Annotated in this window: 22 protein-coding genes; 10 read left to right on the forward strand and 12 right to left on the reverse strand. The window is 71.0% G+C overall.

Annotation, left to right across the window (positions count from 1 at the left end; genetic code table 11):
• Positions 1-132 precede the first annotated feature (132 nt).
• On the reverse strand, positions 133-657 hold the full coding sequence (locus ACIBK4_RS26695) for a hypothetical protein (RefSeq protein ID WP_398998296.1): 525 nt from the start codon (positions 655-657) through the stop codon (positions 133-135).
• Between the two features lie 411 nt (positions 658-1,068).
• On the opposite strand from ACIBK4_RS26695, the gene rsgA reads away from it, so the two are divergent.
• The 3 genes from rsgA to ACIBK4_RS26710 all read left to right on the forward strand — a co-directional run bounded on the left by rsgA (position 1,069) and on the right by ACIBK4_RS26710 (position 4,251).
• Positions 1,069-2,160, forward strand: a complete 1,092-nt coding sequence (gene rsgA, locus ACIBK4_RS26700; protein ID WP_398998298.1) for a ribosome small subunit-dependent GTPase A — start codon at positions 1,069-1,071, stop codon at positions 2,158-2,160.
• Positions 2,161-2,281: 121 nt separating this feature from the next.
• Positions 2,282-3,724: a DNA-3-methyladenine glycosylase 2 family protein gene (locus tag ACIBK4_RS26705; protein WP_398999192.1), complete on the forward strand. Its 1,443-nt coding sequence runs from the start codon at positions 2,282-2,284 to the stop codon at positions 3,722-3,724.
• Entirely contained in the window at positions 3,721-4,251 is a 531-nt protein-coding gene (locus tag ACIBK4_RS26710) for a methylated-DNA--[protein]-cysteine S-methyltransferase (protein ID WP_398998300.1), read from the forward strand. Before ACIBK4_RS26705 ends, ACIBK4_RS26710 begins: the two co-directional genes overlap by 4 nt.
• Here the strand turns inward: ACIBK4_RS26710 and ACIBK4_RS26715 are convergent.
• Genes ACIBK4_RS26715 through ACIBK4_RS26735 form a run of 5 tightly spaced genes read right to left on the reverse strand, consistent with a single transcriptional unit; the run spans position 4,248 to position 9,654 of the window.
• On the reverse strand, positions 4,248-5,159 hold the full coding sequence (locus tag ACIBK4_RS26715; protein ID WP_398998302.1) for an SCO2521 family protein: 912 nt from the start codon (positions 5,157-5,159) through the stop codon (positions 4,248-4,250). The two genes, ACIBK4_RS26710 and ACIBK4_RS26715, sit on opposite strands and share 4 nt — an antisense overlap.
• Positions 5,156-6,151: an SCO2522 family protein gene (locus tag ACIBK4_RS26720; protein ID WP_398998304.1), complete on the reverse strand. Its 996-nt coding sequence runs from the start codon at positions 6,149-6,151 to the stop codon at positions 5,156-5,158. The genes ACIBK4_RS26715 and ACIBK4_RS26720 overlap by 4 nt, the downstream gene beginning before the upstream one ends.
• The gene (locus ACIBK4_RS26725) at positions 6,148-7,059 is read right to left on the reverse strand and encodes an SCO2523 family variant P-loop protein (protein WP_398998306.1); all 912 of its coding nucleotides are present in this window, start codon (positions 7,057-7,059) and stop codon (positions 6,148-6,150) included. The genes ACIBK4_RS26720 and ACIBK4_RS26725 overlap by 4 nt, the downstream gene beginning before the upstream one ends.
• A 5-nt stretch (positions 7,060-7,064) precedes the next feature.
• Positions 7,065-8,885, reverse strand: coding sequence for an SCO2524 family protein (locus tag ACIBK4_RS26730; protein WP_398998308.1), 1,821 nt, complete (start codon positions 8,883-8,885; stop codon positions 7,065-7,067).
• A gap of 40 nt (positions 8,886-8,925) precedes the next feature.
• A complete protein-coding gene (locus ACIBK4_RS26735; RefSeq protein WP_398998310.1) occupies positions 8,926-9,654 on the reverse strand; it encodes an SCO2525 family SAM-dependent methyltransferase in 729 nt (242 codons plus the stop codon).
• Positions 9,655-9,711: 57 nt separating this feature from the next.
• Here ACIBK4_RS26735 and ACIBK4_RS26740 point away from each other — a divergent pair, with 57 nt between their 5' ends.
• Positions 9,712-10,242: a GNAT family N-acetyltransferase gene (locus ACIBK4_RS26740; RefSeq protein ID WP_398998312.1), complete on the forward strand. Its 531-nt coding sequence runs from the start codon at positions 9,712-9,714 to the stop codon at positions 10,240-10,242.
• A 26-nt stretch (positions 10,243-10,268) separates the two neighbouring features.
• Positions 10,269-11,069 carry a hypothetical protein gene (locus ACIBK4_RS26745; RefSeq protein ID WP_398998315.1) on the forward strand — a complete coding sequence of 267 codons (801 nt, stop codon included), beginning with the start codon at positions 10,269-10,271 and terminating at the stop codon, positions 11,067-11,069.
• A 12-nt stretch (positions 11,070-11,081) separates the two neighbouring features.
• On the opposite strand, the gene ACIBK4_RS26750 is transcribed toward ACIBK4_RS26745, so the two are convergent.
• Entirely contained in the window at positions 11,082-11,450 is a 369-nt protein-coding gene (locus tag ACIBK4_RS26750) for a PPOX class F420-dependent oxidoreductase (RefSeq protein ID WP_398998317.1), read from the reverse strand.
• Positions 11,451-11,629: 179 nt separating this feature from the next.
• On the opposite strand from ACIBK4_RS26750, the gene ACIBK4_RS26755 reads away from it, so the two are divergent.
• On the forward strand, positions 11,630-12,865 hold the full coding sequence (locus ACIBK4_RS26755) for an SGNH/GDSL hydrolase family protein (RefSeq protein ID WP_398998319.1): 1,236 nt from the start codon (positions 11,630-11,632) through the stop codon (positions 12,863-12,865).
• A 3-nt stretch (positions 12,866-12,868) separates the two neighbouring features.
• Here ACIBK4_RS26755 and ACIBK4_RS26760 read toward each other — a convergent pair whose 3' ends face one another.
• Together ACIBK4_RS26760 and ACIBK4_RS26765 are read right to left on the reverse strand one after the other, a co-directional pair.
• Positions 12,869-13,351 carry a DUF456 domain-containing protein gene (locus ACIBK4_RS26760; RefSeq protein ID WP_398998321.1) on the reverse strand — a complete coding sequence of 161 codons (483 nt, stop codon included), beginning with the start codon at positions 13,349-13,351 and terminating at the stop codon, positions 12,869-12,871.
• 36 nt (positions 13,352-13,387) lie between these two features.
• Complete coding sequence (locus ACIBK4_RS26765; RefSeq protein ID WP_398998323.1) at positions 13,388-14,368, reverse strand: helix-turn-helix domain-containing protein; 981 nt, start codon at positions 14,366-14,368, stop codon at positions 13,388-13,390.
• 1,867 nt (positions 14,369-16,235) lie between these two features.
• Here ACIBK4_RS26765 and ACIBK4_RS26770 point away from each other — a divergent pair.
• Positions 16,236-17,657, forward strand: coding sequence for a protein phosphatase 2C domain-containing protein (locus tag ACIBK4_RS26770; RefSeq protein WP_398998325.1), 1,422 nt, complete (start codon positions 16,236-16,238; stop codon positions 17,655-17,657).
• A 72-nt stretch (positions 17,658-17,729) separates the two neighbouring features.
• A complete protein-coding gene (locus ACIBK4_RS26775) occupies positions 17,730-19,472 on the forward strand; it encodes a pyruvate dehydrogenase (protein ID WP_398998327.1) in 1,743 nt (580 codons plus the stop codon).
• A 12-nt stretch (positions 19,473-19,484) separates the two neighbouring features.
• Here the strand turns inward: ACIBK4_RS26775 and ACIBK4_RS26780 are convergent, their stop codons facing one another.
• Positions 19,485-20,675, reverse strand: coding sequence for a helix-turn-helix domain-containing protein (locus ACIBK4_RS26780; protein WP_398998329.1), 1,191 nt, complete (start codon positions 20,673-20,675; stop codon positions 19,485-19,487).
• 147 nt (positions 20,676-20,822) lie between these two features.
• Here ACIBK4_RS26780 and ACIBK4_RS26785 point away from each other — a divergent pair, with 147 nt between their 5' ends.
• Together ACIBK4_RS26785 and ACIBK4_RS26790 are read left to right on the forward strand one after the other, a co-directional pair.
• Complete coding sequence (locus ACIBK4_RS26785) at positions 20,823-21,293, forward strand: hypothetical protein (protein WP_398998331.1); 471 nt, start codon at positions 20,823-20,825, stop codon at positions 21,291-21,293.
• Between the two features lie 485 nt (positions 21,294-21,778).
• Positions 21,779-22,231, forward strand: a complete 453-nt coding sequence (locus ACIBK4_RS26790) for an ATP-binding protein (RefSeq protein ID WP_366429586.1) — start codon at positions 21,779-21,781, stop codon at positions 22,229-22,231.
• Positions 22,232-22,317: 86 nt separating this feature from the next.
• Here ACIBK4_RS26790 and ACIBK4_RS26795 read toward each other — a convergent pair whose 3' ends face one another.
• Both ACIBK4_RS26795 and ACIBK4_RS26800 read right to left on the reverse strand, forming a co-directional pair.
• A complete protein-coding gene (locus ACIBK4_RS26795; protein WP_366429587.1) occupies positions 22,318-23,361 on the reverse strand; it encodes a DUF2637 domain-containing protein in 1,044 nt (347 codons plus the stop codon).
• A gap of 303 nt (positions 23,362-23,664) precedes the next feature.
• Positions 23,665-24,513 carry a (2Fe-2S)-binding protein gene (locus ACIBK4_RS26800; RefSeq protein ID WP_398998334.1) on the reverse strand — a complete coding sequence of 283 codons (849 nt, stop codon included), beginning with the start codon at positions 24,511-24,513 and terminating at the stop codon, positions 23,665-23,667.
• Positions 24,514-24,628 lie beyond the last annotated feature (115 nt).

Genomic DNA, 24,628 nt, shown 5'->3' on the forward strand with positions numbered 1-24,628 from the left:
CACCCCCCAGGTCATCGGTTCGACAGGGGGGAACAGCCATGCCGGGCCCGGAGGCCAGCGGCCCTCTTGCAGGACCGCAGAAAACATAACGGGGGGGGCGGAGGGTGCCGTCGCTCTTCCCGGTGGGCGGGACTAGAGGACGAGGATCGTCATCCAGAGCGCCCACATTCCCACCGTGAGGACGAGCACAGTGCCTGCGCCGAGCCAACGGCCGATCCAGGTCAGGGTGCTCTGTTCAGCCGTCCCGGTTCGTAGGGCTCGTTCGGCCAGCACGTGACTCAGCTGGCGTGACACGAACAACGCGCTGGGCACCGCGGGGACCACAGAGAACGCGATCCGCACGTACCGCCCTGCGGGGGCGCCGCCGTCCGGGATCAGCAGCAGACTTCCGACTCCGAGCAGGACCGCGATCACGAACCACAGCCACGAGCGGAACGCCAGCACGTCGGAAGCCGGGGACCACACGCCGTTCTCGGCCTTCCGCTGGATCTTTCCCGGCCGAAGCCGGAGCAGACCCGCCACCGCCTCGTCGGCTTCGGCGGCCGCGGTCGCCGCCTCCCGTCGATCCCCTCGTTCGGAGACGAGGAACGTCCAGGTGGTCAGGCGGGTCTCGACGGCGCGCAGGATTCCCCCGTAGTTCTCGATCACCGCAGCCACCGCCGCCGTCCCTGCTGCCGGTAGGAGCGGTACTCCCCATACAGCCCGTAAACCATGGTCGCTCCGCCGTACCGTCTGTCGATCTTGCCCGCGCGCCGCGTGTAGCGGTGATGGTAGTGGCGGTCGGTCGCACCGTGACGTCACCGGCCGGTGGACGAGATCATCGGTCGCCGTAATTCGGTGGCTCGGTCGCCCTGTGCCTTCTATGATCCGTGGTGTTGGAGCGGCTACCCCCGAGGTGTCGCCGGTGACTTGGCTTGTGTTGTGGGAGGTGTGACCGATGGCTGTCTCTGTGATGGGCCTTGCCCGCGTTCAGAAGTGCATCAAGTCCACCTCCGTGGCCACCGGCTGACCTTCCTCTTCCAGCGCGCCCGAGTGCGCGCGCCGGGGCCACCCTGTGAAGGGTCTCCCTTGACTTCCAGTTCTGCTTTTCTCGCGCTCGCCCGCTACGGCTGGGACGACGCATGGGCGGATGAGTTCGCCCGCCACGACGCCGAAGGACTGCTGGCCGGCCGGGTGGTCCGGGTCGACCGCGGGCAGTGCGACGTCGTCACCGCCGACGGGACGCTGCGCGCCGACACGGCGTTCGTCACCCCGAACGACCCGCTGCGCGTCGTCTGCACCGGCGACTGGGTCGCCGTCGAACCTGACGGCACCCCGCGCTACGTACGGACGTATCTGCCACGCCGTACCGCCTTCGTGCGCTCCACCTCCTCCAAGCGGTCCGAGGGGCAGATCCTCGCGGCCAATGTCGACCACGCGATCGTCGCCGTACCGCTGACCGGGGATCTCGACCTCGGCCGTATCGAACGGTTTCTCGCGCTCGCCTGGGAGTCCGGTGCCCGGCCCGTGGTCGTGCTGACCAAGGCCGATCTCGTGCCGGACGCGGTGACGCTGTCGTATCTCGTCCAGGACGTGGAGAAGACCGCGCCCGGCGTGCCCGTGCTGAGCGTCAGCGCCGCGACCGGGGACGGGATCGACGTGCTCGCCGCGATCGCCGCCGGCGGTACGTCCGTGCTGCTCGGGCAGTCCGGTGCGGGCAAGTCGACACTCGCGAACGCGTTGCTCGGCGAGGACGTGATGGATGTCCAGGCGACGCGTGACGTCGACGGCAAGGGGCGTCATACGACCACCACGCGCAACCTGCTCGTCCTGCCCGGCGGCGGGGTGCTGATCGACACCCCCGGACTGCGCGGGGTGGGGTTGTGGGACGCGGAAACCGGGGTCGGGCAGGTCTTCGCCGAGATCGAGGAGCTGGCGGGGCGGTGCCGGTTCCACGACTGCGCCCACACCGCCGAACCGGGCTGTGCCGTCCTCGCCGCCCTCGACTCCGGTGAACTTTCCGAACGCCGGCTCGACAGTTACCGCAAGCTCATGCGCGAGAACCAGTGGATCGTCGCCAAGACCGACGCCCGGGCCCGCGCCGAACTCCGCCGCGACTGGAAGCGGAAGGGGGCGGAGGGCAAGGCGGCCATGGAGGCGAAGCGGGGGCGCGGGGTCTGATCACCCCGGTCACCTCCGACACGCCTGCCACGGATACGGCACCTCGTCGCGCGCGCGGCACAACACCCCGTCCGATTTCCGCCAGCCCCACCCCCGGGGATGGCGGAGACTGGACAGCGTGATGGACGAGGACACCAGGTACGAAGCCGTGCGGAGCCGGGACGCCCGGTTCGACGGCGAGTTCTTCTTCGGGGTCGCCACGACCGGGATCTACTGCCGCCCCAGTTGCCCGGCCGTGACGCCGAAGCGGCGCAACGTGCGGTTCTTCGCGACGGCCGCCGCCGCGCAGGGCTCGGGCTTCCGGGCCTGCCGGCGGTGCCGTCCGGACGCCGTGCCGGGGTCAGCCGAGTGGAACGCGCGCGCCGACGTCGTGGGCCGCGCGATGCGGCTGATCGGCGACGGCGTCGTGGACCGCGAGGGCGTCGCCGGGCTCGCCGTACGGCTCGGCTACAGCGCACGGCAGGTCCAGCGGCAGCTCACCGCCGAACTCGGCGCGGGACCGGTCGCCCTCGCCCGGGCCCAACGGGCGCACACCGCACGCGTCCTCGTGCAGACCACCGACCTGCCGATCACGGAGGTCGCGTTCGCCGCCGGGTTCGGCAGTCTGCGGCAGTTCAACGACACGATCCGCGCCGTGTACGCGTCGACCCCGAGCGAGCTGCGCACGGCCAACACGCCCAGCGCGCCCAAGGCCCCGGCGCAGGACACCGGCCCCTCCGCCGGCATCCCGCTGCGGCTCGCCCACCGGGGCCCGTACCAGTCCGCCGCCGTCTTCGACCTGCTCGCCCGCGAGGCTGTCCCCGGCATAGAGGAGATCGTCGGCACCCCCGGCCGCCGCACCTACCGCCGCACCCTCCGCCTTCCGTACGGCACCGGAATCGTCGCCGTCGACGAACGCCCCGGCACCCTGAAGGCCGCGTCCCTCGCCCACCCCGGCGGCTGGCTCGACGCCCGTCTGCACCTCACCGACCACCGCGACCTGACCACCGCCGTCCAGCGCCTACGACGGCTCCTCGACCTCGACGCCGACCCGTACGCCGTCGACGAACGGCTCGGCGACGACCCCCGGCTCGCCCCGCTCGTCGCCGCCCGCCCCGGCCTGCGCTCACCCGGCGCCGCCGATCCCGAGGAACTCGCCGTACGGGCGCTGGTCGGGCGGGCGGAGGCCGAGCGGCTGGTGCGGCGGTACGGCAAGACGCTGGACGCCCCGTCCGGCGGCCTCACGCATCTCTTCCCCGAGCCGTCCGCACTGGCGGAGGCCGCACCCGGCGACCCCCTGGCCGCCCTCGCCACCGCCCTGGCCGACGGCACCGTACGACTCGACGCCGGCGCCGACCGCGACGACGCCGAGCGGGCCCTCCTCGCGCTGCCCGGCATGGACGCCGCGACCGTCGCCGTCATCCGCACCCGCGCCCTGGGCGACCCCGATGTGGCACCGCCCGGCATCGACGTGCCGGACGCCTGGCGCCCTTGGCGTTCCTACGCCGTACAGCACATGGAACGTGCAGAACAGGTACAGCACGTACAACACCTGCGCACGGCAGGGGAGTTGGAGTCACGATGACCGCCACGACGACCGCGTCGACGACCGATCCGACGGTCACTCGCTGGACGACCTTCGACAGCCCCCTGGGTCAACTCCTCCTCACCGCCGACGAGTTCGGAGCCCTCACCTCCCTGTCCGTCCCCGGGCAGAAGGGCGGCCGTACCGTCCAGCCGGGCTGGCGCCAGGACCCCGGGCCCTTCCGTGCCGCCGCCGAACAGCTCGCCGCCTACTTCGCCGGTGAACTCAAGGAATTCCAGCTGGAGTTCCGCACCTCCGGCACCGACTTCCGTGAACGCGTGTGGACCGCCCTCGACTCCGTCCCCTACGGCGCGACGACGACGTACGGCGAGATCGCGACGCGGATCGGCGCGCCCCGGGCCGCCGTCCGGGCCGTGGGCGGGGCGATCGGCGCCAATCCGTTGCTGGTCGTGCGGCCCTGTCATCGGGTGATCGGGGCCGACGGGTCACTGACGGGGTATGCGGGCGGGCTCGACCGCAAGGTGCGGCTGCTGACCCTGGAGGGCTCGCCGGCCGTGCCGAACTAGGCGGGCGACTGCGGCGAGTTCAGTGCGCGCAAGGTCAACCGGTGCCGGATGCGCTCCACTTGAGCATGCCATTGGCGGGACAGTCCCGGCGCTCTCTCCAAGCCCTCCCAGACGGCGAGGAGTTCGGGAGGGAGGTCGATGCCGGGCAGCCACAGGTGCAGCAACTGCTCGACGGTGGTGCGCAGGTCGTCGAGTCGGCCGCGGTCGTGCTCGACCACGCGGCTCACCGTGGTGAGCAGCCAGTCGTGCAGGGCCAAGTCCTCGCACAGGGACACCAGTTGGTCGGGGGTCGTGTCCGTCGACGTGAGGGTGAGCCGTAGCGTCCGTACTTCCTGGTCGGCGAGGGTGAACGCGCCGCTGAAGCGGTCCGCGCCCACCGTCGCGGACCAGCGGAGCCGGGTGCGGCGCGCGCGCAGCGGGGGCCGGCGGTCGAGGAGCGGGGAGTCCCGGAGCCGGTCGAGCAGCGCCTCGCCCACCGCTCCCGGGTCCAGGCTGTCGGGGTCGCGGCCGGCCGGGAAGCGCGCGGCGACGTCCGACGGGGCGGCCCTGCCGTTCAGTTCGACGATGCCCGGCCGCGCCATGTAGTGGCTCCACGGCAGCCGGCGCTCACCTCCGACGTCGAGCACGGCGCGGGCCGAGCCCTGGGCCACCCGGCCCCCGGTCACCACGGCGCGCGCGGCCAGCGTGCCGACCGAGTTCACCCGGGCCCCGGGCCGGGTGATCAGCGGACAGTCCACGCCGTGCAGCAGATCCGGCGACAGCGCCCGCCGAAGAGGCCGTTCCCGTACGCGGACCGGTGCGCCCGGCACCAGATCCAGCAGCGCCGCGACCGTCTGCGGCGGCAGGGCCCGCGCGTTCGTCAGGAGCACGGTGCGGATCTCGCCGACCATGGCGAACCCGCCGGTCACGGGGCGCCGCCCCGGGTGCCCGTGGTGGCGAACGCGTAGAGCACCCGCTGGGTCAGCTCGGACGGCACGTCGAGGCCTTCCTTCTTACTGCGTTCGGCGACCTGCCGCAGGGCCTCGGGGTCGGCGGCCGTGTGCTCAAGGATCACCCGCACGGCATGCTCGACCGGCAGGAACCGGCTGTCGAGCACGGAGAACGTGCGGTACGCGCAGAACGGCGTGGCCTGCGGATTGAGCCGCACCAGCGGGCTCAGTCGCGCCCAGTCGTCGGGGAACGCCTCCTCCTCGTCCCACGGCTGCGCGGGCAGGACCACCTCGCCCCGGTCCCTGAGCAGCCCCAGCCGCAGCATCTGCCATACGGCGGCCAGGAACGGACACGACCAGAGGCGGGACCCGTCCTCCTCGACCGACCACAGCTGCGCGTCGAGGAACACGGAGTGCCGGCGGGCGCCGAGTTCCAGTGGCGGCCGCCAGTCCGTGTCCGTGGACATGGCCGACGGTGTCACGTCGGACGGCGAGCGCACGCCGTTGCACAGCCAGCCGTTCTCCTCCATGGGCGGCCGGGCGCCGTTGCTGCCGACGGGCGGTTCGGCCACCAGCCTGGCCAGCAGCAGCCGGGCGATGTCCACGCCGCCGGCCTCGGCGCAGCCGGATTCGAGGGCCAGGTAGTCGATCCGCAGCCCCGCCTTGGTGGCGGCCCGCGTCACCATCGGAATCACCTCGGCGGGCGAGGAGAACCGGGTGAAGTAGTCGTCGATCAGGAAACAGGTGCTGATCCGCCGCTTCGGCCCGGCGAGCGACCGGGCCGTGGCCACCCAGGGCGCGATCCGCGCGAAGTGGTCGCGCAGCCGTTCCGGGCCGGCGGCGAAGTCCTCCATGTACAAGTGCCCGAGTTCCACGGAGAGTTGGGAGTAGGGGACGGCTCGGGTGAGGTGGTCGGCGGCTGCCTCCCGGTACGTCCACGCGTCCTCGTTCCCCTGGGCGCCGGCGGTCACAGCGTCTCCCACTTGCTGTCGTCGGTCAGCGCGTCCGCGAGTTCCGTGAACGCGCCGACCGTCTCCGGATTGGCGATCGACGGCATCACCACGTCCTCGTCGGTGATGAGCTGTTCGCTCCACTGCAGGACGGGGTCCAGGGGTACGGTGCCCAGCGTGGCCGTTCGCCCGAGGCCCAACTGGCCCGACCGGCGGGTGAGTTCGGTGTCGAACGACCTCAGCCACTCCGCCTGTGCGTCGCGCAGCCCGGTTCTCGACGCGTCGGGCACGGCTGCCCGCACGTATCTGATCCGCCGGGCCAACTCCTCGGCGTCGTGCCCCCATTGGGCGCCGACCCGCAGGATGCCGTGGTCGTGCCGGACCAGGGCCGCCGTCGCCTCCAGGTGCTGGCGCGTCCAGCGGTGGAAGACCAGCCAGCGGGTGACGACGCCGTCGAACCGCCGCGGTGCGGTGGCCCGCAGCGCGATGTCGATGGCGTACGACCGGCCGGCGCTGAGGTCGACCAGCGTCAGGTCGAACTCCTCGTCCAGCTTGCGGAACAGGGCGCGGCAGCGCTGGACCACCCCCTCGTCGACGGGGAACTCGCCGCCGCCCGGGTCGCCGGGCACCAGACACAGCCGCCCGGGGTCGAGGAGCGTACGGCGCAGCACCTCGCGCTCGGCGAGCGACTGCACGTCCAGCCGCGTCGGCTCCGCGACCAGGCCGCGCAGATAGGCGTGCACGCCGGTGTCCTTCTTCAACCGGCTTACGGCGGAGCCGAGTTCGAAGACCGTCGCGGCGGTGGGCGAACCGAAGTCGAAGTCGACGTAGGCGACCCGGTCGCCGGCCAGGGCACGCCGGTAGGCGATGTTGGCGCAGGTCACGGAGCGGCCCGTGCCGCCCTTGTCGGAGGTCGCGAAGACGATCACCGGTGTCAGCCTCCCCTCGCTGCGCGGTCCCGCGCCAGCGCGAGACCGTCGAGTTCGCGCAGTACCTCGATGGCGAGCGCCACCGCGACGCTGGGCCGGGTGTCCGCGATGTCCCGGGCCCGGCGCAGGGCCGGTTCCACCCGGTCCAGCGGGTTGCCGGCCGAGTGGCCGACGGGGCGTCGCATCACTTCCTGCGCGTAGAGCTGTTCGGCGTCGCGCAGCAACTCCTCGACGATCTCGGTGAGCAGGGCGCTGCGGGCGAGCGGTGTGTTCACCGTCGTCGCCGCGACGACCAGAACCTCGACGACCCGTTCCGTCACATACCAGGACGGGGCGGTGGAGGGCCTGTCCCGGTGCGCGTACACCGCTTCCGGCGCGTCCCACAGGCCGGTCGCGGGGCCCGCGGACAGGCGTCGACGCCACAGGTGGTCCACCAACTCGTCGGCCAGGGACAGGAGTCGGTCGCGCTGACGCAGGTCCGGGGTGAGACCGGCGAGTTGGAGGATGCGTTTGAGGAGCATGGGCGCGTAGTCCGAGACCAGCAGCCCCAGGGCGGGCCCGTGCCGTTCGCTGCCGGGCAGCGGCACCAGCTCGCCGGGGTCGTGGAGTTCGACCGTGCCGGCGTGTGCCCGGGGCCGCCGGGTGATGCCGCCGCGGGCCGCCAGCTCCTCCAGCACCTCGGCCAGCGGCGTCAGGTCGTCGACCGGAGTAACGTCGTCGGCGCCGTGCCGGCGCATCAGATTGTGGACGACGACGGAGGCGACCTGGAGGGTCGCGTAGTCCGACTCCTCGCCCCGGTGGTCCGTCGGCCGCCAGGGCGGGTCGGTCAGCGGCCAGCGGTCGCCGCCGAACCGGGCGACCGCCGTCCAGTAGCTCTGCGTCAGTTCCCAGCGCAGCCGCAGCGCGTGGGCCAGGGCCTGCTGGTCGTCGCTCAGCAGGCCGAGCAGGAGGGTCTGGCGGGAGAAGAAGTCGACGATGCCGTCCATCGCCGTCACCGTGAAGTACAGCGCCGGCACGGGTTCCGCGACCCGCAGCGGATCGTCGTCGGCGGACCGCACGGGCCCCCAGGCCCAGCCGCACTGGAACAGCAGCCCTTCGTCGGCGAGCGGCCGTCCGACGGACTCGGGCAGGGACAGGCCCCGCAACCCGGCCCGGATCGGCTGCAGTTCGGTGCGGAGCCGGTCGACGAGCACGTCCCGGGACTGGCGCCGCTGGCCGATGGTGCGCAGCAGCGTGACCCCTTTCGGGGAGTCCTCGGAGAACACGTCCACGGCGAAACTGTCCAGCAGCCCCTGCATCGCCCGGGTCAGCCGGCGGTCCAGGGCGGCCTCGGTGGTGCGCAGTTGCGCCGCGAGTTCCTCGCCCCTGACCTGCTTGGCGAAGCTCTTGACGAAGGCCAGGGCGGACAGGGCGAAGGTCACGGACATGGAGTACGCCTCCACCGTCTCCAACTTCCCCTGCTCCGGCGAGGGTTCGGCCCCCGGATCGAGGGCGCACACCCGGCCGCCCGGCGGGAACACGGGCCGCCCCTCGTCGGAGTACCTGTCCAGGTAGTCCTTGACGATCCCGGCGAGAGCCGTGGGCGCGGTGGCGAAGTCACCGAGCGGGGCGAGCGTGTTCAGCACGTCCGGCTCGGTGTCGTCCGGCACGGAGAAGTTCAGGACGGGGATCTTCAGAGCGGGATAGAGGAGGCACACGAGCTGCTCGGCGTCGCTGATCGCATTGCCGCCGTCGCGGCCGGGGCTGCCCCAAGAGCCGTTCGTGAGGGAGCAGTTGAGGACGGAGCGCCAGATCTTGAGCAGTCCGCGGCGCGGCTGGATCAACACGGCGTACGGCCCCCCATCGCTGTGCTACGTGATCGCTGTGCTACTTGACGTACCCGTGCGCGAGGATCATGCCGCTGTAGCCCTCCCGGAGCGGCTGGGCGCCGATGTTCACATGGTGGAACCCCAGACCGTTGCCCAGTTCCTCCATCTCGTCCTGCACGTCGGCCACCCCGATTCCGAGGGCGGGGAAGGGCTTGCCGCCCACCTCGTAGCCCTTGGAGTTCTCCATGAACGTCATGGCGAACGGTGCGCCCGGTTTCAGCAGGGCGCAGAACTTGCCCAGTGCTGTGGTGAATTCCTCGCGGAACGTGGTGATCGACTCGGCGACGAAGAACATGGTGCCCACGTCCCACTTCACTTCCGGAACCGAGTCGAGGATGTCCCACTCCCGCACGGTGGTGTGCCGACGCAGCCTCTCCCGAGGCCGTTCGACCGACCGATAAACATCCTGCTTGGTCAAGACTTTCCAGTAGCTGTCCCAGTTCGCCGAATAGTCGTTGAGCTGATCGGCGAGCCAAATCCGGTTGGCCTCGGAGAATTCCAGCAAGTCTATCTCCCGGCAGAACGGAAGCATCGCGAGCGCCGGGTAGAGGTTGGTTCCGGTGCCGACGTCGACGCCCCGCGTGTTCGAATCGAAGGACTGACTGCACAGGAAGTCGCGCACGATGTTCAGGATTTTGCGGTCCTCGTCGTGCAGATCCGCGTAATTGTGCTCCAGGTAGTCCCCTGAGTCGAAAGAATCCCAGTCGTACGCAGCGTTGCCTGCCATACGTCTCCCCGGAGCCAGCCCAGCCTGGAGGACGAGAGTACTACCAACTCCCTTGACGTGGTGCTACTTTACGGTGATCTGTACAGCACTCTCGCGAGAAGGATCAAGCCTTTGCCCTCAGGTACGCCAACCGGCGGGCAAGATCAGTTCCGGGCCCCCGAGGAAAAGGATCTTCCCGACCTGTACCGGCTGGACCACGAAGCGTTCGGGGAGACCGAGGGTTACGACTACCTGTTCCTCAGGCAACTCTTCGATATCCATCGCCGTGATTTCATTCTGCTGGAGCACGACGGCGCGCTGAGAGGATATGCGCTGCCCGTGCACATCTCCGGTGAGGACCACGCCTCCCTGCTGGCGCTCGGCGTCTTTCCCGAATTCCAGGGAAAGGGCCTCGGCCGAGCCCTCCTGATCGACGCGCTACGGCGTTCCAAGGCCACCGGAGCCCGTCGTATGAACCTTGTGGTGCGGCCGGACAACGCTCCGGCGCGCCACCTCTACGAAGCATGCGGATTCCGCGACGTCGGATTCGTCAAGGACTACTACGGACCCGGACGCGACCGGGTTCTCATGACGTTGGTGTTCGACTGACGGTTCCGGTTCGGGGGGATGCGGCCATGTCGGGAAGAAACGGCACGACAGAGAGCGGGACCTGGGCGGACGGGCAGGCGCGGTCCTGGCTCATCCTGGCCCTGGGGGTCGTGACCACGGGATTCGGCGTGGCCTTCGCCGCTGCCGCGGTCGACAGCCACGGCAAGATCTCGCTGCCCAACCAGGAGATCTCCGGTGTACTCACGGCGATCGGCGGAGGGATCGTCGGTGCCGTCATCAGCATCATGGTCGCCCGCGCCTCCGACCGGGAGACCCTCCGCCACCTGACGAACGTGCTGGAGAGCTCTCTGACCAGCACACTGCGTTCGGAGAACGCCCGGCTGGCCTCGGCCCGGCAGCTGTGGCACCACTACTTCCTGACCAAACTGCGCGGCCAGTACGTCTGGCAGTACGAGCAGTACCCGTTTCACCTCAGCGCCCACGTCGGGTCCCTGGCGGTGGAGATCGACGTCGAGACGGACAGCGGCCACACGCAGAAATACCTGGTGGAGGCCTTCGTACGACATGAACGGCTGACCATAGTGAGCCGCAAGGCCGGGGAGGAGGCCAATGTCTTCGAGGAGATCTACCCCCAGTTCGACGGTGAGCTCTCCGAGTACTTCGGGCTCGGTGTCGTGCGGACCTGGGACGCCACGAACATCGTCACCAAGCTCATCCTCAGCCGGAATCCACTGGAGTCCCACACGGGCAGACCGCTCGTGTCCAGCAGGGACAGTCCTCTGACCCAGGAGGACTTCGCCGAGCTGGACCGTATGTGGGCGCAGGGCTTCAAGCGCCTCAACGAGGTGCTGCCCGACTGCCTGTGAGACGCCTCGCCGTCAGCCCTCCAGCCCCCAGCTGTGGATCCGCCGCGGATGGACGCGGATCACTTCCTCGCTCATGTGCGGCCCCAACTCGTGGGGGCCGACAAGGAGTTCGGCCTCCCCGCGGATGTCGATGCCCCGTACCTTCCAGGGCTTGACGCTGACGATGTCGTCCACGACCAGTGCGACCTTCGGGTTCTTTTGGAGGTTGCGCCACTTCTTCGTCGTCCCCATCGCATAGCCGCCGACCAGGATCGTCCCGTCGGCCTGCGGGAAGAAGCCGACGGGGTTCGCCTGTGGCTGGCCCTGGGGGTCGACGGTGGCCAGGCGGCCCAGGCGCTGTGACGTCAGGTACGCGCGTTCGGCCTCGGTGAATTCGGTCATGACCGCAGCCAAACACGCCTGCCCGCCCCGCGCATCGGCCTCGGGTCCCACGCCTTCCGTCCTACGCCCTACGCCGGACAGGTCACGTGGGGCCCGGCACCGGTGATGCTCCGCCGTCCGCCCGTTCCCGCGTGCCACGGTCGCCTTCCTTGTGGCCGGCGGGAAGAGGCGGAGCGCTCATGGTCGGGGCCGGACGGGTCGTCGTAGGACTGCTGACACTTGTGCTGGGAGCGGGAGTTGGGACTACGGGGACGGCGGGTGCGGCGACGGCCGGCACCCCCGTTCCCAGGGCCTCGGCCCCCGACCCGTTCGGCACCTGGACCGGCACCTGGGAGGCCGCCCCCTCCGGCACCGCGCCGGCCCGGCCCGGCGCCTCCCTCCGCAACGTCGTCCACCTCAGCGTCGGCGGCAGCGCGACCCGGGTCCGGCTCAGCAACCGGCTCGGTACCGCGCCCCTCCGTCTCGACGCGGTGACCGTCGCCCTGCGCGAGGCGGGTCCGGACGCCGTGCCGGGGTCGATGCGGGCCGCCACCTTCGACGGCGCCCGGACGGTCACGATCCCGGCCGGCGAGGACCTGGTCAGCGATCCCGTCCCGCTCGCCGTGCCCGACCGGGCCGACCTGCTCGTCACGGTCCACACCCCCGACGACTCCGGCCCGGCGACCTACCACCGCGCGGCCGGACAGACCAACTACCTCGCCCCGCAAGGGAATTGGGCCGACAAGACCGACGGCTCCGCGTATACGGCGACCACCACCTCCTGGTACTACGTCACCGGCGTCGACGTCCTCGACGCCCTCGTGGCCGGCAGTGTCGTCACCCTCGGCGACTCACTCACCGACGGCAACGGCTCCACCCGCGACGCCAACCACCGCTGGCCCGACCGGCTCGCCGAACGCCTCGGCGCCCTGCCGTCGTACCGCCGCCTCGGTGTCCTCAACGCCGGGATCTCCGGGAACCGGCTGCTGCGCGACGACGTAGGGCCGAGTGCCTTGTCCCGCCTCGACGCGGACGCCCTGTCGCGGTCGGGCGTACGCGTGCTGATCGTGCTCGAAGGCATCAACGACATCAAAGGCACCCCGGCGGCCACCGACCCCGGCGCCTTCGAGACCGCCTACCGCACCCTCGTGAGCCGCGCCCACGCGCACGGCATCCGGGTCATCGGGGCGACCCTCACGCCGTACGGCGGCAACAGCGGGTACACGGCGGCCCGCGAATCCGTACGGCAGAAGGTCAACGTCTTCCTTCGTGGCGGCGGGCCCTTCGACGGGGTCGTGGACTTCGACGCCGCCGTACGCGACCCGGAGCAGCCGCAGCGGATCCGGCCCGGTTACGACTCCGGCGACCATCTGCACTTCAACGACGCGGGCATGCGGGCGCTTGCCGACACGGTCGACCTCACGGCCCTCGGCTGAGGGTCAGCCCCAGATCACCGCGCCCAGCCACGCGCCCATGATCAGCAGGCAGGTGAACAGTTCGGTCAGGACGCTGGAGCCGCCGGAGCGCATCGCCGTACGGAGGGAGGCCATGGCCTCGCCGTGGCGGCCCAGGCGCAGGCGTTCGTGGAGGTAGATGCCGGCCATGAAGCCGGGGATCGCGCCGAGCACGGGGACCAGGACGAAGCCGAGGAACGCGCCGGCTCCGGCGTACACGCCCATCCGGGGGGTCGCGCCGCTCGCGCGCAGACGGCGGGGCGGCAGGGCCCAGCGGACCACCTGGGAGAGGAAGAGGACGACCGTCGCGCCCACGAGGACGCCCCAGGACACCGGCTGCGGGTCCTTCAGCGCCCACCACAGGACCGCGGCCCACACCAGCCACGACCCCGGCACTCCGGGCACCAAGACTCCGCACAGGCCGAGCAGGATGACCACGCCGACCAGGAGGAGTTCACCCACTCCCATCTGCCCAGCCTGCGGGATACCGGGTGAAACCGCAGGTCAGCCACGGGCCACCCAGCCCCGTTCGTAGGCGTGCCAGCCCAGTTGCAGCCGGGTCGTGACGCCGCTCAGCTCCATCAGGTGTTTCACCCGGCGCTGGACCGTCCGCAGGCCCAGGTCGAGCTGTTTCGCGACGCTGGCGTCGGTCAGTCCGGCCAGCAGCAGGGACAGCACCTCCAGGTCGGTGGCGTCGGGGCCGTCCGGGTCCTGTTCGGTGGCGCCGGACGGGCCCAGGCGCAGGGGGAGGGCGTCCCGCCAGATCGACTCGAAGAGTCCGGAGAGCAGTTCCAGCAGGCCGCTCGCGTGGACGACGAGGGCGGCGGGCTCTGCGGTGTGCGAGGTCAGCGGGACCATCGCGAGGGTGCGGTCGGCGACCACCAGTTTGGTCGGGACCTTGTCGACCACCCGTACCTGTTCGTCGCGGCCGAGTGCGGCGGTCAGTTCGGTGATGCCGTCCGGCTGGTCGAGGACCGCGCGTTCGAGAACGACCCGGTAGCGGACGCCTCGGCCGGCGGCCTGTTCCTCCGCGTCGTTCTCCATGCCGGTGACGGCGACCGGGGTCCCGGTGACCAGCGCGCAGACCTCGTCCGTCGCGCCGAGCTGGAGCTGGAGGAAGCGCTGGGTGACGGCCGCGGCGCCGATCACCACCTCCACCAGGTCGTGTACGGCGGGTTCGGCGGCGGTGGCCCGGTACTCCTCGGCGAGCAGGGCGGCGGCGAGTTCGGCCTTCTCCAGTTCGTGGCGTTGCTGGGTGAGCAGCGCGCCGAGGGCGACGCCGGGCGGGGCGGCGACCCAGCGGCCGGGGCGGGCCGAGGACTGGGCGGCGAGTCCGTGCCGTTCCAGGCGGCGCAGGGCGCGCTCGGTGTCGTACTCCCCGATGGTCAGCCGGCGGGCGAGATCGGGCACGTCCGCGGCGCCGACGGACACCAGTGCCCGGTACGCCGACTCGTGCGCCTCGTCCAGGCCTATCGCTCCCAGCATCCGTCGTCCCTCCCCGAAGACATGACCCCGTGGGGTGTGCGGTGGCGGAATCCGCCGTAGCGGTGGAACCGGCCGTAGTGGTGAACCGGCCGTGATGGCGGGAAACAGCCACGGCGCGAACCCGCCTCGGCACATCATCGCCGCACCACCCGTCACTCTGCCAAGGTTGCGTCACGGGGGCATCAACTGTCGCCCGTAATGCCCGTATTAGCCCTTCGTGGCCTGCGGATTCGCGTGCGGTGGGTCATGGGGGAGACAGGCGCGAATCACAGGGGAACTTCAGGAAGGCAGGGCACACTCGGGCCCGGGTGGGCCGAACTCGCAACGGAATTCGGTCACATGGACCGTGACCCGGTCCCGTGACGTGCGTCGGCACGCAGGGGAGTCGGGGCCGGGTCACTCAGTCGTCGCCGGGCGGTTCTCCCGTGGGGGGTGGGACCGTCCGGCGGCCCTGTGTCGGACGGTCGTTCGGTACGTCATCCGACACGCCGTTCGACGAGGGGTGCGCGTCCGATTTTCCGGACGCCCCGTTTCCAACTGGCCCGTGCGGTGGACAATTAGGGGCATGAGCCAGCAGGGGGGAACGCCGACCGGTCACGAGGACGACTGGTGGAGCCAGCTGTACGACGACACGGCACAGGACACCGGGCCCACGGCCGCGGGCGACTCCGTCGACGACCGGTTCGCCTCGGCGGCGGGGACGGTCGGCGGGGGTGGCGGTGAGGTCGTTGATGCCGGGGGCGGTGCGCGTCCGGTGGATGAGGGGCGGTCCCCGGGGGCTGACGGGACGCGTCCGGCGGACCTGGGTGTACCGGGGCCGCGTGCGGCAGCCGCCCCCGACTCCGAGCCGCCCGGCGGTACGGGTTCTGCCTCGTCGCGGGGGGACTGGGGACCACCGTCCACGGCACCTGCGGGGGGTACGGCGGTCCCGCCGGGGCGCCCGCTTCAGGGGCCGACCGGGGCGCCGGGTACTTCTGCTTCGGCGCCGGGGTCCGTCAGTGGGCCGACGTCCGGTGAGGTTCGGGACGATGGTGGGGGTGGCTGGGCCGGGGCTTCGGGGGTGGATGCGGCTGGGGGCGGTGCCGGTGGGTTCGGTCCCGTCCGGGGGGACGCGGGGAGCGGTCCGGCTCCGGGTGAGCGCCGGACGGTGGCCACCGGCGACGGTGCTTCGTCGTCTTCGGCGCCGGGAGGTGGTGGCGGGGATGAGTACGGTGAGCCTCCGCTGTTCAGGCCTTCTGGCACTGCTGCTCCTGGTGTGGATCCGGATGCCGAGTCTCCGGTGTTCAGGCCGTTGGGCCCCGGCGCTCCTGGTGAGGGTGCTTCGTCGTCTTCGGCGCCGGGAGCGGGAACTGGTGGCGCGGATCAGTACGGCGAGCCTCCGCTGTTCACCCCCGTAGCTCCCGCTGTTCCGGGCGACAACGCGCCGCCCGGGCAGAGCCCCCACGCGGGCACGCGGCCCAACCTCCCGCCGACCGACCCTCAGCTGCCTGCCGGTACTGAGCCTCCGCCCGGGTACCCGCAGCCGCCGGCGGCGCCCGCGCCTCCTCCCGACAACCCGGCTGTCGCTACGCGGGACCTCCGTCCGGACGGGCGTTCCGCCTCGCAGTTGTCGGCGGTTCCCGCACGTCCCGCCGTCGATCCCAACGGCTCTCCGCAGCCTCCCCGTCCGGATGGCGCGTCCTATCCGCAGTCGTCGGCCGTGCCCGAACCCCCTGCCAGTAGTTCCACCGCCGCTCCGCGAGACCTCCGTGCGGACGGGCTGTCCGTCCCTCAGTCGTCGGCGATTCCCGCACGTCCCGCCGTCGATCCCAACGGCGCTCCGCAGTCTCCCCGTCCGGATGGCGCGTCCTATCCGCAGTCGTCGGCCGTGCCCGAACCCCCTGCCGACAGTCCCACCGCCGCTCCGGAGGACCTCCGCCCGGATGGGCTGTCCGTCCCGCAGCAGTCGGCTGCTCCCGCACGTCCCGCCGACAGTCCCACCGTTCCTCCGGAGGACCTCCGCCCGGATGGGCTGTCCGCCCCGCAGCAGTCAGTTGCCCCCGCTCGCCCCGCCGACAGTCCCGCCGCCCCTCCGAGGGACCTCCGGCCGGATGGTTCGCCGGCCCGGGATGCGTACCCGCAGCCACCCACCACCCCCGCACCCCCCGCCGTCGCCCCGCAATCCCCCCGCCCGGACCGCCCGTTCGACCCGCGCCCCTATCCCCAACCACCGGCCACGCCCGCCCCCGGTCCGGAGGCCCCCCAACCCCTCCCGCTCGCCCCACCCCCCAACCTCCCCGCCCTCGCACCGCCCCCGCCTCCCACCGCGCCCCCAGCCACACCCCTCGCCCTCGACTACGTAGGCTCCGGACCCCCCACCTACGACCCCGACCCCACCGCCCTCCCCCTGGCCGACCCGGACGAGCTCGACGATCTCGTCGCGGACACCGTGTTGGACGGGGCGCGGTACGGGGCGAGCACGATCAGGGCTGTTTCCGTGCGGGGGGATTCCGCGCGGTTCAGGGGGGAGCCGCGGCGGGATTCCCTGCTCACCGCGCGGTTCGGGGTGGGGGAGCAGGCGTTGGTGTTGGTGGCGATGGCCACCGGGGCGCGGGCCACGCCGGGGGCGCATCGGGCCGCCGCCGAGGCGTGTCACTGGATCGCGCGGGCCGTGGGGCGGAGCCATGCGCGGCTCTCCGAGGACATAAGGGCTGCGCGGCGTGGAGACCTGAAGTCCGGGTTGCACCGGCTCACCGACCGCAGCCTCGGCAAGCTCCGGGCCAGCGCCGCCGAACAGGGCATCGATCCCGAGGAGTACTCGGCCGGCCTGCGGTGTCTGCTTCTGCCCGCGCATCCGGAGTGCCGTACCCGAGTCTTTTTCGGGGTCGGGCCCGGCGGGCTCTTCCGGCTCCGGGACGGGGAGTGGCAGGACATCGAGCCCGCCGTCGGAGACCTGAGCGGCGAGGCCGTCGTCGGGTTCGGGTCGCAGCCCGCCGAGACGCCCGACGGGGACCGGCTCACCATGGACCTCGGGATCCCGACGCCCCCGAGCCCGTACGAACCCGCCCCCGAACCACCCCGCGAACCCTTCCGCTTCCGTGCCTCCGTCGCCCGCCCCGGCGACACGCTCCTCATGTGCACGGGCGGGTTCGCCGAGCCCCTGCGCGGCGAACCCGAGCTGTCCGCGCATCTGTCGGGACGGTGGTCCGGGGCCGCACCGCCCGGTCTCGCCGCCTTCCTCGCCGACACCCAAGTGCGGGTCAAGGGTTATGCCGACGACCGCACGGCAGCCGCCGTTTGGGAGGCGTGAGCGCCGAGGCTGTGAATTCATGGACCCAGAGGGATCCGTAGGACACAGGAAACCGAAGGGCACGCGAGAACCATGGCCAAGCAGAACGTTGCCGAACAGTTCGTCGACATCCTCGTCCGCGCCGGCGTCAAGCGCCTCTACGGCGTCGTCGGCGACAGCCTCAACCCCGTCGTCGACGCCATCCGCCGCAACTCCGCCATCGACTGGATCCACGTACGGCACGAGGAGACCGCCGCCTTCGCCGCCGGCGCCGAAGCCCAGATAACCGGGAAGCTCGCGGCCTGCGCCGGCTCCTGCGGCCCCGGCAACCTGCACCTCATCAACGGCCTCTACGACGCCCACCGCTCCATGGCCCCGGTCCTCGCCCTCGCCTCGCAGATCCCGTCCAGCGAGATCGGCCTCGGGTACTTCCAGGAAACCCACCCCGACCGGCTCTTCCAGGAGTGCAGTCACTACAGCGAACTCATCTCCAACCCGAAGCAGATGCCCCGGCTGCTCCAGACCGCCATCCAGCACGCGGTCGGGCAGAGTGGCGTGAGTGTCGTCTCGCTCCCGGGCGACGTCGCTTCCGAGCCCGCCCCGGACAAGGCCGCCGAGACCGCCCTCGTCACCTCCCGGCCCTCCGTCCGGCCCGGCGACGCCGAGATCGAGAAGCTCGTCGAGATGATCGACGCGGCGGAGAAGGTCACCCTCTTCTGCGGCAGCGGCACCGCCGGCGCGCACGCCGAGGTGATGGAGTTCGCCGAGAAGATCAAGTCCCCGATCGGGCACGCCCTGCGCGGCAAGGAGTGGATTCAGTACGACAACAAGTTTGATGTCGGCATGAGTGGTCTGCTCGGTTACGGCGCCGCCTACGAAGCCACCCACGAGTGCGATCTGCTCATCCTCATCGGCACCGACTTCCCGTACAACGCCTTCCTCCCCGACGACGTGAAGATCGCCCAGATCGACGTACGGCCCGAACACCTCGGCCGGCGTTCGAAGTTGGACCTCGCGGTGTGGGGCGACGCGAAGGAGACGCTGCGCTGTCTCACCCCGCGGGTGAAGCCGAAGGGGGACCGGAAGTTCCTCGACCGGATGCTCAAGAAGCACGCCGACGCGCTGGAAGGGGTCGTCAAGGCGTATACGCGGAAGGTCGAGAAACACGTTCCGATCCATCCGGAGTATGTGGCGGCCGTGGTCGACGAACTCGCCGACGAGGACGCCGTGTTCACCGTCGACACCGGCATGTGCAATGTCTGGGCCGCGCGCTACATCACGCCCAACGGCCGCCGCCGCATCATCGGTTCGTTCTCCCACGGCTCGATGGCGAACGCGCTGCCGATGGCGATCGGCGCCCAGTTCACCGACACCGAGCGGCAGGTCGTGTCGATGTCGGGCGACGGCGGATTCTCCATGCTGATGGGCGACTTCCTCACCCTCGTCCAGTACGACCTGCCGGTGAAGGTCGTCCTGTTCAACAACTCCTCCCTGGGCATGGTCGAGTTGGAGATGCTGGTCGCCGGACTCCCGTCCTACGGCACCACCAACAAGAACCCCGACTTCGCCGCCGTGGCCCGCGCGTGCGGTGCCTACGGAGTGCGGGTCGAGAAGCCCAAGGACCTTGAGGGTGCCCTGAAGGCCGCGTTCAAGCACAACGGCCCCGCCCTCGTCGACGTCGTCACCGACCCCAACGCCCTGTCCATCCCGCCGAAGATCAGCGCCGAGATGGTCACCGGGTTCGCGCTGTCGGCCTCAAAGATCGTGCTGGACGGGGGAGTCGGGCGGATGCTGCAAATGGCCCGCTCCAACATCCGCAACATGCCCCGGCCTTAGAGCCATCGGGTCCTAACCGTCGTACGGCACCCATCCGTTCGACGAGTACCAGAGGTGACGCAGGCCCTTGATGCCGCTCGTGCGGAACGGCTTGCCGTGGTCGTCGATGCGGAGGGTGCCGGTGCGGCCCTGGGAGGACCAGTCGAGTTCCAGGTACCAGCGGCAGTCGCAGGTCCCGGTGCGGGCCTTGACCAGCAGGACCTCCGGGTCCGTGGCCGAGACCCGGTACGGCAGGTGCGCCACCGGGACCGTCCTGCCCGTGTCGCTGCCCGGCTCCGGCTTGACGAGCGGGCGGTGGGCGTCCAGGTTGACGCCGAAGTAGCGCGGGGAGATGTCCCCGCCGCAGCCCTGGGCCATCGAGTACGCGGTGCCCGGGGCGGGTGCGGTACGGCCGACGACCCGGACCCGAAGTGCCTCCAGGATCACGGCCGTTGAGGTCCTGCCCTGCACCGAGATCTCCACGTTCGTCTGCCCGCCGTGCACCGCGTGCTGGGTCGCCGCCCAGGCCCCGGCGTCCTGCTGGACCGGGGGCGGCGGCACGTCCTTCGGCGCCTTGTCGATGACGTAGTCGTGGTCGCAGCCGATCTCCCAGACCTGCGAGTCGGCGGTCCAGGTGAGGGGAGCGGGGCGGGCGGATGGGGTGCCCTTGGACGTGGCGCCGGTGGTGGCCCCGGTCCCCACCCCGGCCCTGGACTTGGCCGTGTCGTGCGTGGACACCGCCGACAGGGTGCCCCACACCGCGAGCACCGTGCACACCACGGCGGCGGTGAGGGTGAGCCGTCGCCGGTACCAGGGCGAGCGGACGGCGGGCAGCGGCGGTTCGTCGGCATCGGGCACCGGCGCCTCGGCCGGCGCCTCGATCAATGGACTCCCCGCCGCCGCCGGAGTCCCCGCCTCCCGTCGCCGCTGTTTCGCCGCCACCGCCAGGATCCAGTACCGGTGCAGCTCCAGCCGTTCCTCCGGTGTCGCTCCGCACAGGGCCGCGAAGCGTTCGGCGGGGGCGAAGTCGAGGGGGACCGCCTCGCCGACGCAGTAGCGGTGCAGGGTCGACGCGTTCATGTTCAGGCGGCGGGCCAACTGGCTGTAGCTGCGGTCCGTGCGTGCCTTCAGGCGCCGTAGCAGCGCCGCGAATTCCTCGACGTCCTTGTCGTTGGCCTCGCCCGACACCCTGGCTCCCGTGCGTGTCGCGTCCCAGGAGGGCATCCCAGGGACTCTCTATACGAGGAGGTCAGGAGGGGTGGGACGGTTCCACCGTCGCGGGATCGGTGTCGGTCATTGCGGTCGTCGGCGCCGTACGCCGAAGCTCGGTGCGACCACAGCACGGCACCGAACCGAAACGGGGAACCACACGTGAACAGCAAGAAGGCCACGCGCCGTACCGCCCTCGCCGCCGGTCTCGCCCTCGCCCTCGGGCTGGGCGTCGCGGCCCAGGCCTCCGCCGGCGCCCCGCGCACGGTGAGCGGCTCGCCGGACGACAACATCACCCGCATCTCCGACTTCTACGGCGCCTACATCGACGCCGAGAGCGACCTGGACAACGGCGGCGGCAAGCTGGCCACGCAGCTGCGCGATTACTACCTCACCCCCGCCTACCTGAAGAAGCTGAAGGCCTGGGAGGCGAAGAACCACGCGGACGGCGTCCTCCAGGCGCAGAACACGCCCATGAGGTGGAAGGTCACCGACAACGGTACCGCCGACTACACCGAGGCCACGATCACGCTGACGTGGGGCGGCGGCGACACCAGCAAGCTCATCGTCGACATGACCCGTACGACCCACAAGATCATCCACATCGGCACGAAGGGGATCGGTCGTAAGTAGGCCCCGCCGAAGGGTCGTTGCCGGTTCCTGAGCGGCTGATTCCGGCCAGTTTCGCGGAGCGTGGGCCTCGGGGGAGGACTGAGGTCGGTCCGGGGGACCAACCGCCCCACGCCTTCGCGGACTACGGCCGGATCGGCAGCCGCGCATCGGCAGTCGGTTCGATCGCCCGTGGTCAGGACGTCACGGGGTGTCTGGTCCCGGCGCCGGGAGCCCTGGCATCCCGGAGGGGAACGCCCCGGCCGCCCCACCCGGGCCGCATGCTCCGTACCGTGGCCGTTCGAGGCTTCGGACGACACTGCCCCCGATTCCTCCGCCCCGTCGGTTACGCAGCGTCGATGGCCGAACACCCGGTCGTTGACGATTCGACATGACTGCCCTGTTCCCGACGAGGGCATGGATCCCCGTGAACGTGTTCGAGCAGGAGGGAACCGGAAACCGGCGTGCAGGCGGGGGTCATGAAGAGGCAAGCACGAGGGGGCGGTCCCATGGCGATCGGGGCCTCCTCGGCGAAAGCGGTGGAGGACAAGGCCGACAGCGCCAGGGAACCGGCGCAGCCGCCTCAACTGAGGCGCAGACTCGGACGCGCGGACCTGCGGGCGGTGCCCGAGGCGCGCAGAGCGTTGCGTGAACTGCTACGGCACTGGGGGAGGCCGGGACGATCGGAGATAGCGGAGCTGCTCACGAGTGAGCTCGTCACCAACGCGCTGATCCACACCGACGACGACGCCGTGCTGACGGCGACCGTCGGACCGCGTGGACTGCGCGTGGAAGTACGGGACTTCGTGGCACGCAGGCCCCGACTGCACGTACCGAACGCCGACGACGGTACGCACGGGCGGGGTCTGGTCCTGGTGCAGTCCCTCGCGGACGCCTGGGGAGTGTCGGCCCACGGGGTGGGCAAGTCCGTCTGGTTCGAGCTGGATTCGGACGCGGCATGAGCAACGGGACGGGGGCGGCGTCCAGTTGGACTCCGCCCCCGTCCCGTTTGTCGCCCGGTCCCGGATTCAGGTTCACAGCCCTCGGCTCAGCCGAACTGCTGCTCCAGGTCCTTGAGCTTGCGCTCCAGGGAGTCGAGGCGCGGCAGGGCCATCGTGTCGTCCTCGGCGGTGAGGTCGACGGTTATCGGGTCAGATGCCCCGCGGACTGGCTGGAGTGAGGGACGCGTGCGAACCGGCAGCTGTTCCGGCGTCGATAGAGCAGGCTCCGCGGATGCTTGTCCGGAGCCGCCGCGCTCCAGGGCCTGCGGTTCCGGCGACCGGCCGCCGCCCCGGCCGATGAAGCCGCGCTGACCCCGGCTTATGGCCTTGAGCTGGGCCCGCTCGATCCGCTGCTGGTCGCGCCGGCGCAGTCGGGTCTCCTCCTTCTTCGCCTTGTCCTCGCGCACCTCGTCGACCGCCTCGTCCAGGCTGCGGACGTTCTCCAGGAGCATCAGCGACCAGGCGCTGTAGGTCTCACGGGGGGCCCGCAGCCAGCGGACGATACGGATCTGCGGCAGCGGACGCGGCACGAGACCCTGCTCGCGCAGCGCGGCCCGACGGGTCTGCTTCAGCGCGCGGTCGAACAGGACCGCGGCCGACAGCGACATGCCGGAGAAGAACTGCGGAGCGCCCGCGTGGTCGACACCCCTGGGCGCGTGCACCCAGTTGAACCAGGCGGCAGCGGCCGCGAACGTCCACACGAGTATGCGCGAGCCGAGGGCCGCGTCACCGTGGCTGGCCTCGCGGACCGCGAGGACGGAGCAGAACATGGCCGCGCCGTCGAGGCCGAACGGGACCAGGTACTCCCAGCCGTCGGTGAGGCCGAGGTTCTCCTGGCCGAAGCCGACCAGTCCGTGGAAGGAGAGTGCGGCGGCGACCGCCGCACAGCAGAACAGAAGGACGTAGGAGGCGATGCCGTATATGGCCTCCTTGCGCCTGCGGCGCTCCTCCGTGCGCTCCCACGAGTCGTCTTTCGCGTGCTCCCCGCCGGACCGCTTGCTCCGCGCGAGCACCGCCACCGCCGCCAGCATGCCCAGGAGCAGTACGGCGCCGGGAAGCAGCCAGTTCAGCGATATGTCGGTCAGTCTCATCTGGGGTCCCTTGCATTGGGATAGGGCGTAACGCCCGCCATAGTGGCCCAATCCCAACGGCCCTCAGGCGTTTTCGGGGCAAGAGGCCGCCAAGGAGGTGCAAGGGGATGCCCAGGGCGGCTTTCTGCTCGAACTGCCGCTTGAGGGGCGGGAGTTGAGTTCGAATAAGACTACCCGTACGGGTGGTTCCACGGAAAGTTCCTGCGGCAAGTGAGGAAGTTGTGAATCCCCTGTAACCGGGCGGGCGCCTCGTTCGGGGCTGATCCTAGCGGGCGTTGCGGGACGCCCGTGACTGAGGGTCCCTCAACTCGCGGTGGCGGCCAGCAGCTTGGTGACCCGCTCCGTCTCGCAGGTGCGCGGACAGGTCGGGCAGGCGTCGTCCGCGTCCAGCGTGTAGTACATGCAGCAACTCGCCCGGTCCCGGGTGGGCAGCGCCTCGCCATTGGGCCCCGTCACCTCGCGGAACGCGGCCGATCCGACGTACGGCTTGGTCGCGCCCGGCAGCAGCCGCTCCAACTCCCGTACGGCACGCGGCTGTTCGCCGAGGAGATCGGCGACGTACCAGATGCCCTCGACGACCTCGTCCGTCGCCATGCCCCACAGGGCGCGGCCCCGCCGGCGCATCCGCGGGCCGAAGCCGGCCAGGACGGGTTCCATGTGCTCGGCGACCGCGGCCCGCACCTGAGCGCGCAGCGCCTCCTCGTCCGGGACCACCCGGGCGCCGGGCAGTGCCGCCGCCGGGTCGCCGGGCAGACAGGCGAAGGAGTCGGTGCGGACGGCCAGCCGGCCCATGTCGAAGCCCTCGGCCGTGCGGTCGTAGGAGACGTGGGTCACAGGGAGGCGGGGGACGCGGCGGTGGAGGAACCACGGGACGGTGAATAGGAGGACGACCGGCCAGGCGTAGCGGTGCAGGCCGAAGGTGGCTATCACGTCCGGGCGGCCCCGGCGGCCGTGGTCGCGCAGGACCTGTGCGTCGTCCCTGGCCAGGAACGCTTCCAGGCCTTCGCCGCCCTCCGCCAGTGCCGCTGCCGAGATCCAGCCGCCGCCGGTGGGGGTCGGCTGGTCCGGGGTGAGTTCGGTGATCGCGAGCCCGGGGATGACCTCGGTGAGGCGGGCGTAGGAGTCCGCTACGGCCGAAGAAGGCAGGGGCATGCCGGGACCACCGATTCGCCGTTGGTTTAGAGGTAAGGCTTACCTTACCCAACACCCTCGGGATTTGAACTAGTCCGATCTGCGCCTAAGGTGCTTGACGGACGAGTAACAAGCA

Origin of the sequence: Streptomyces sp. NPDC050528, assembly GCF_044457795.1 — a bacterium.
In the GTDB taxonomy this organism is placed as follows: domain Bacteria; phylum Actinomycetota; class Actinomycetes; order Streptomycetales; family Streptomycetaceae; genus Streptomyces.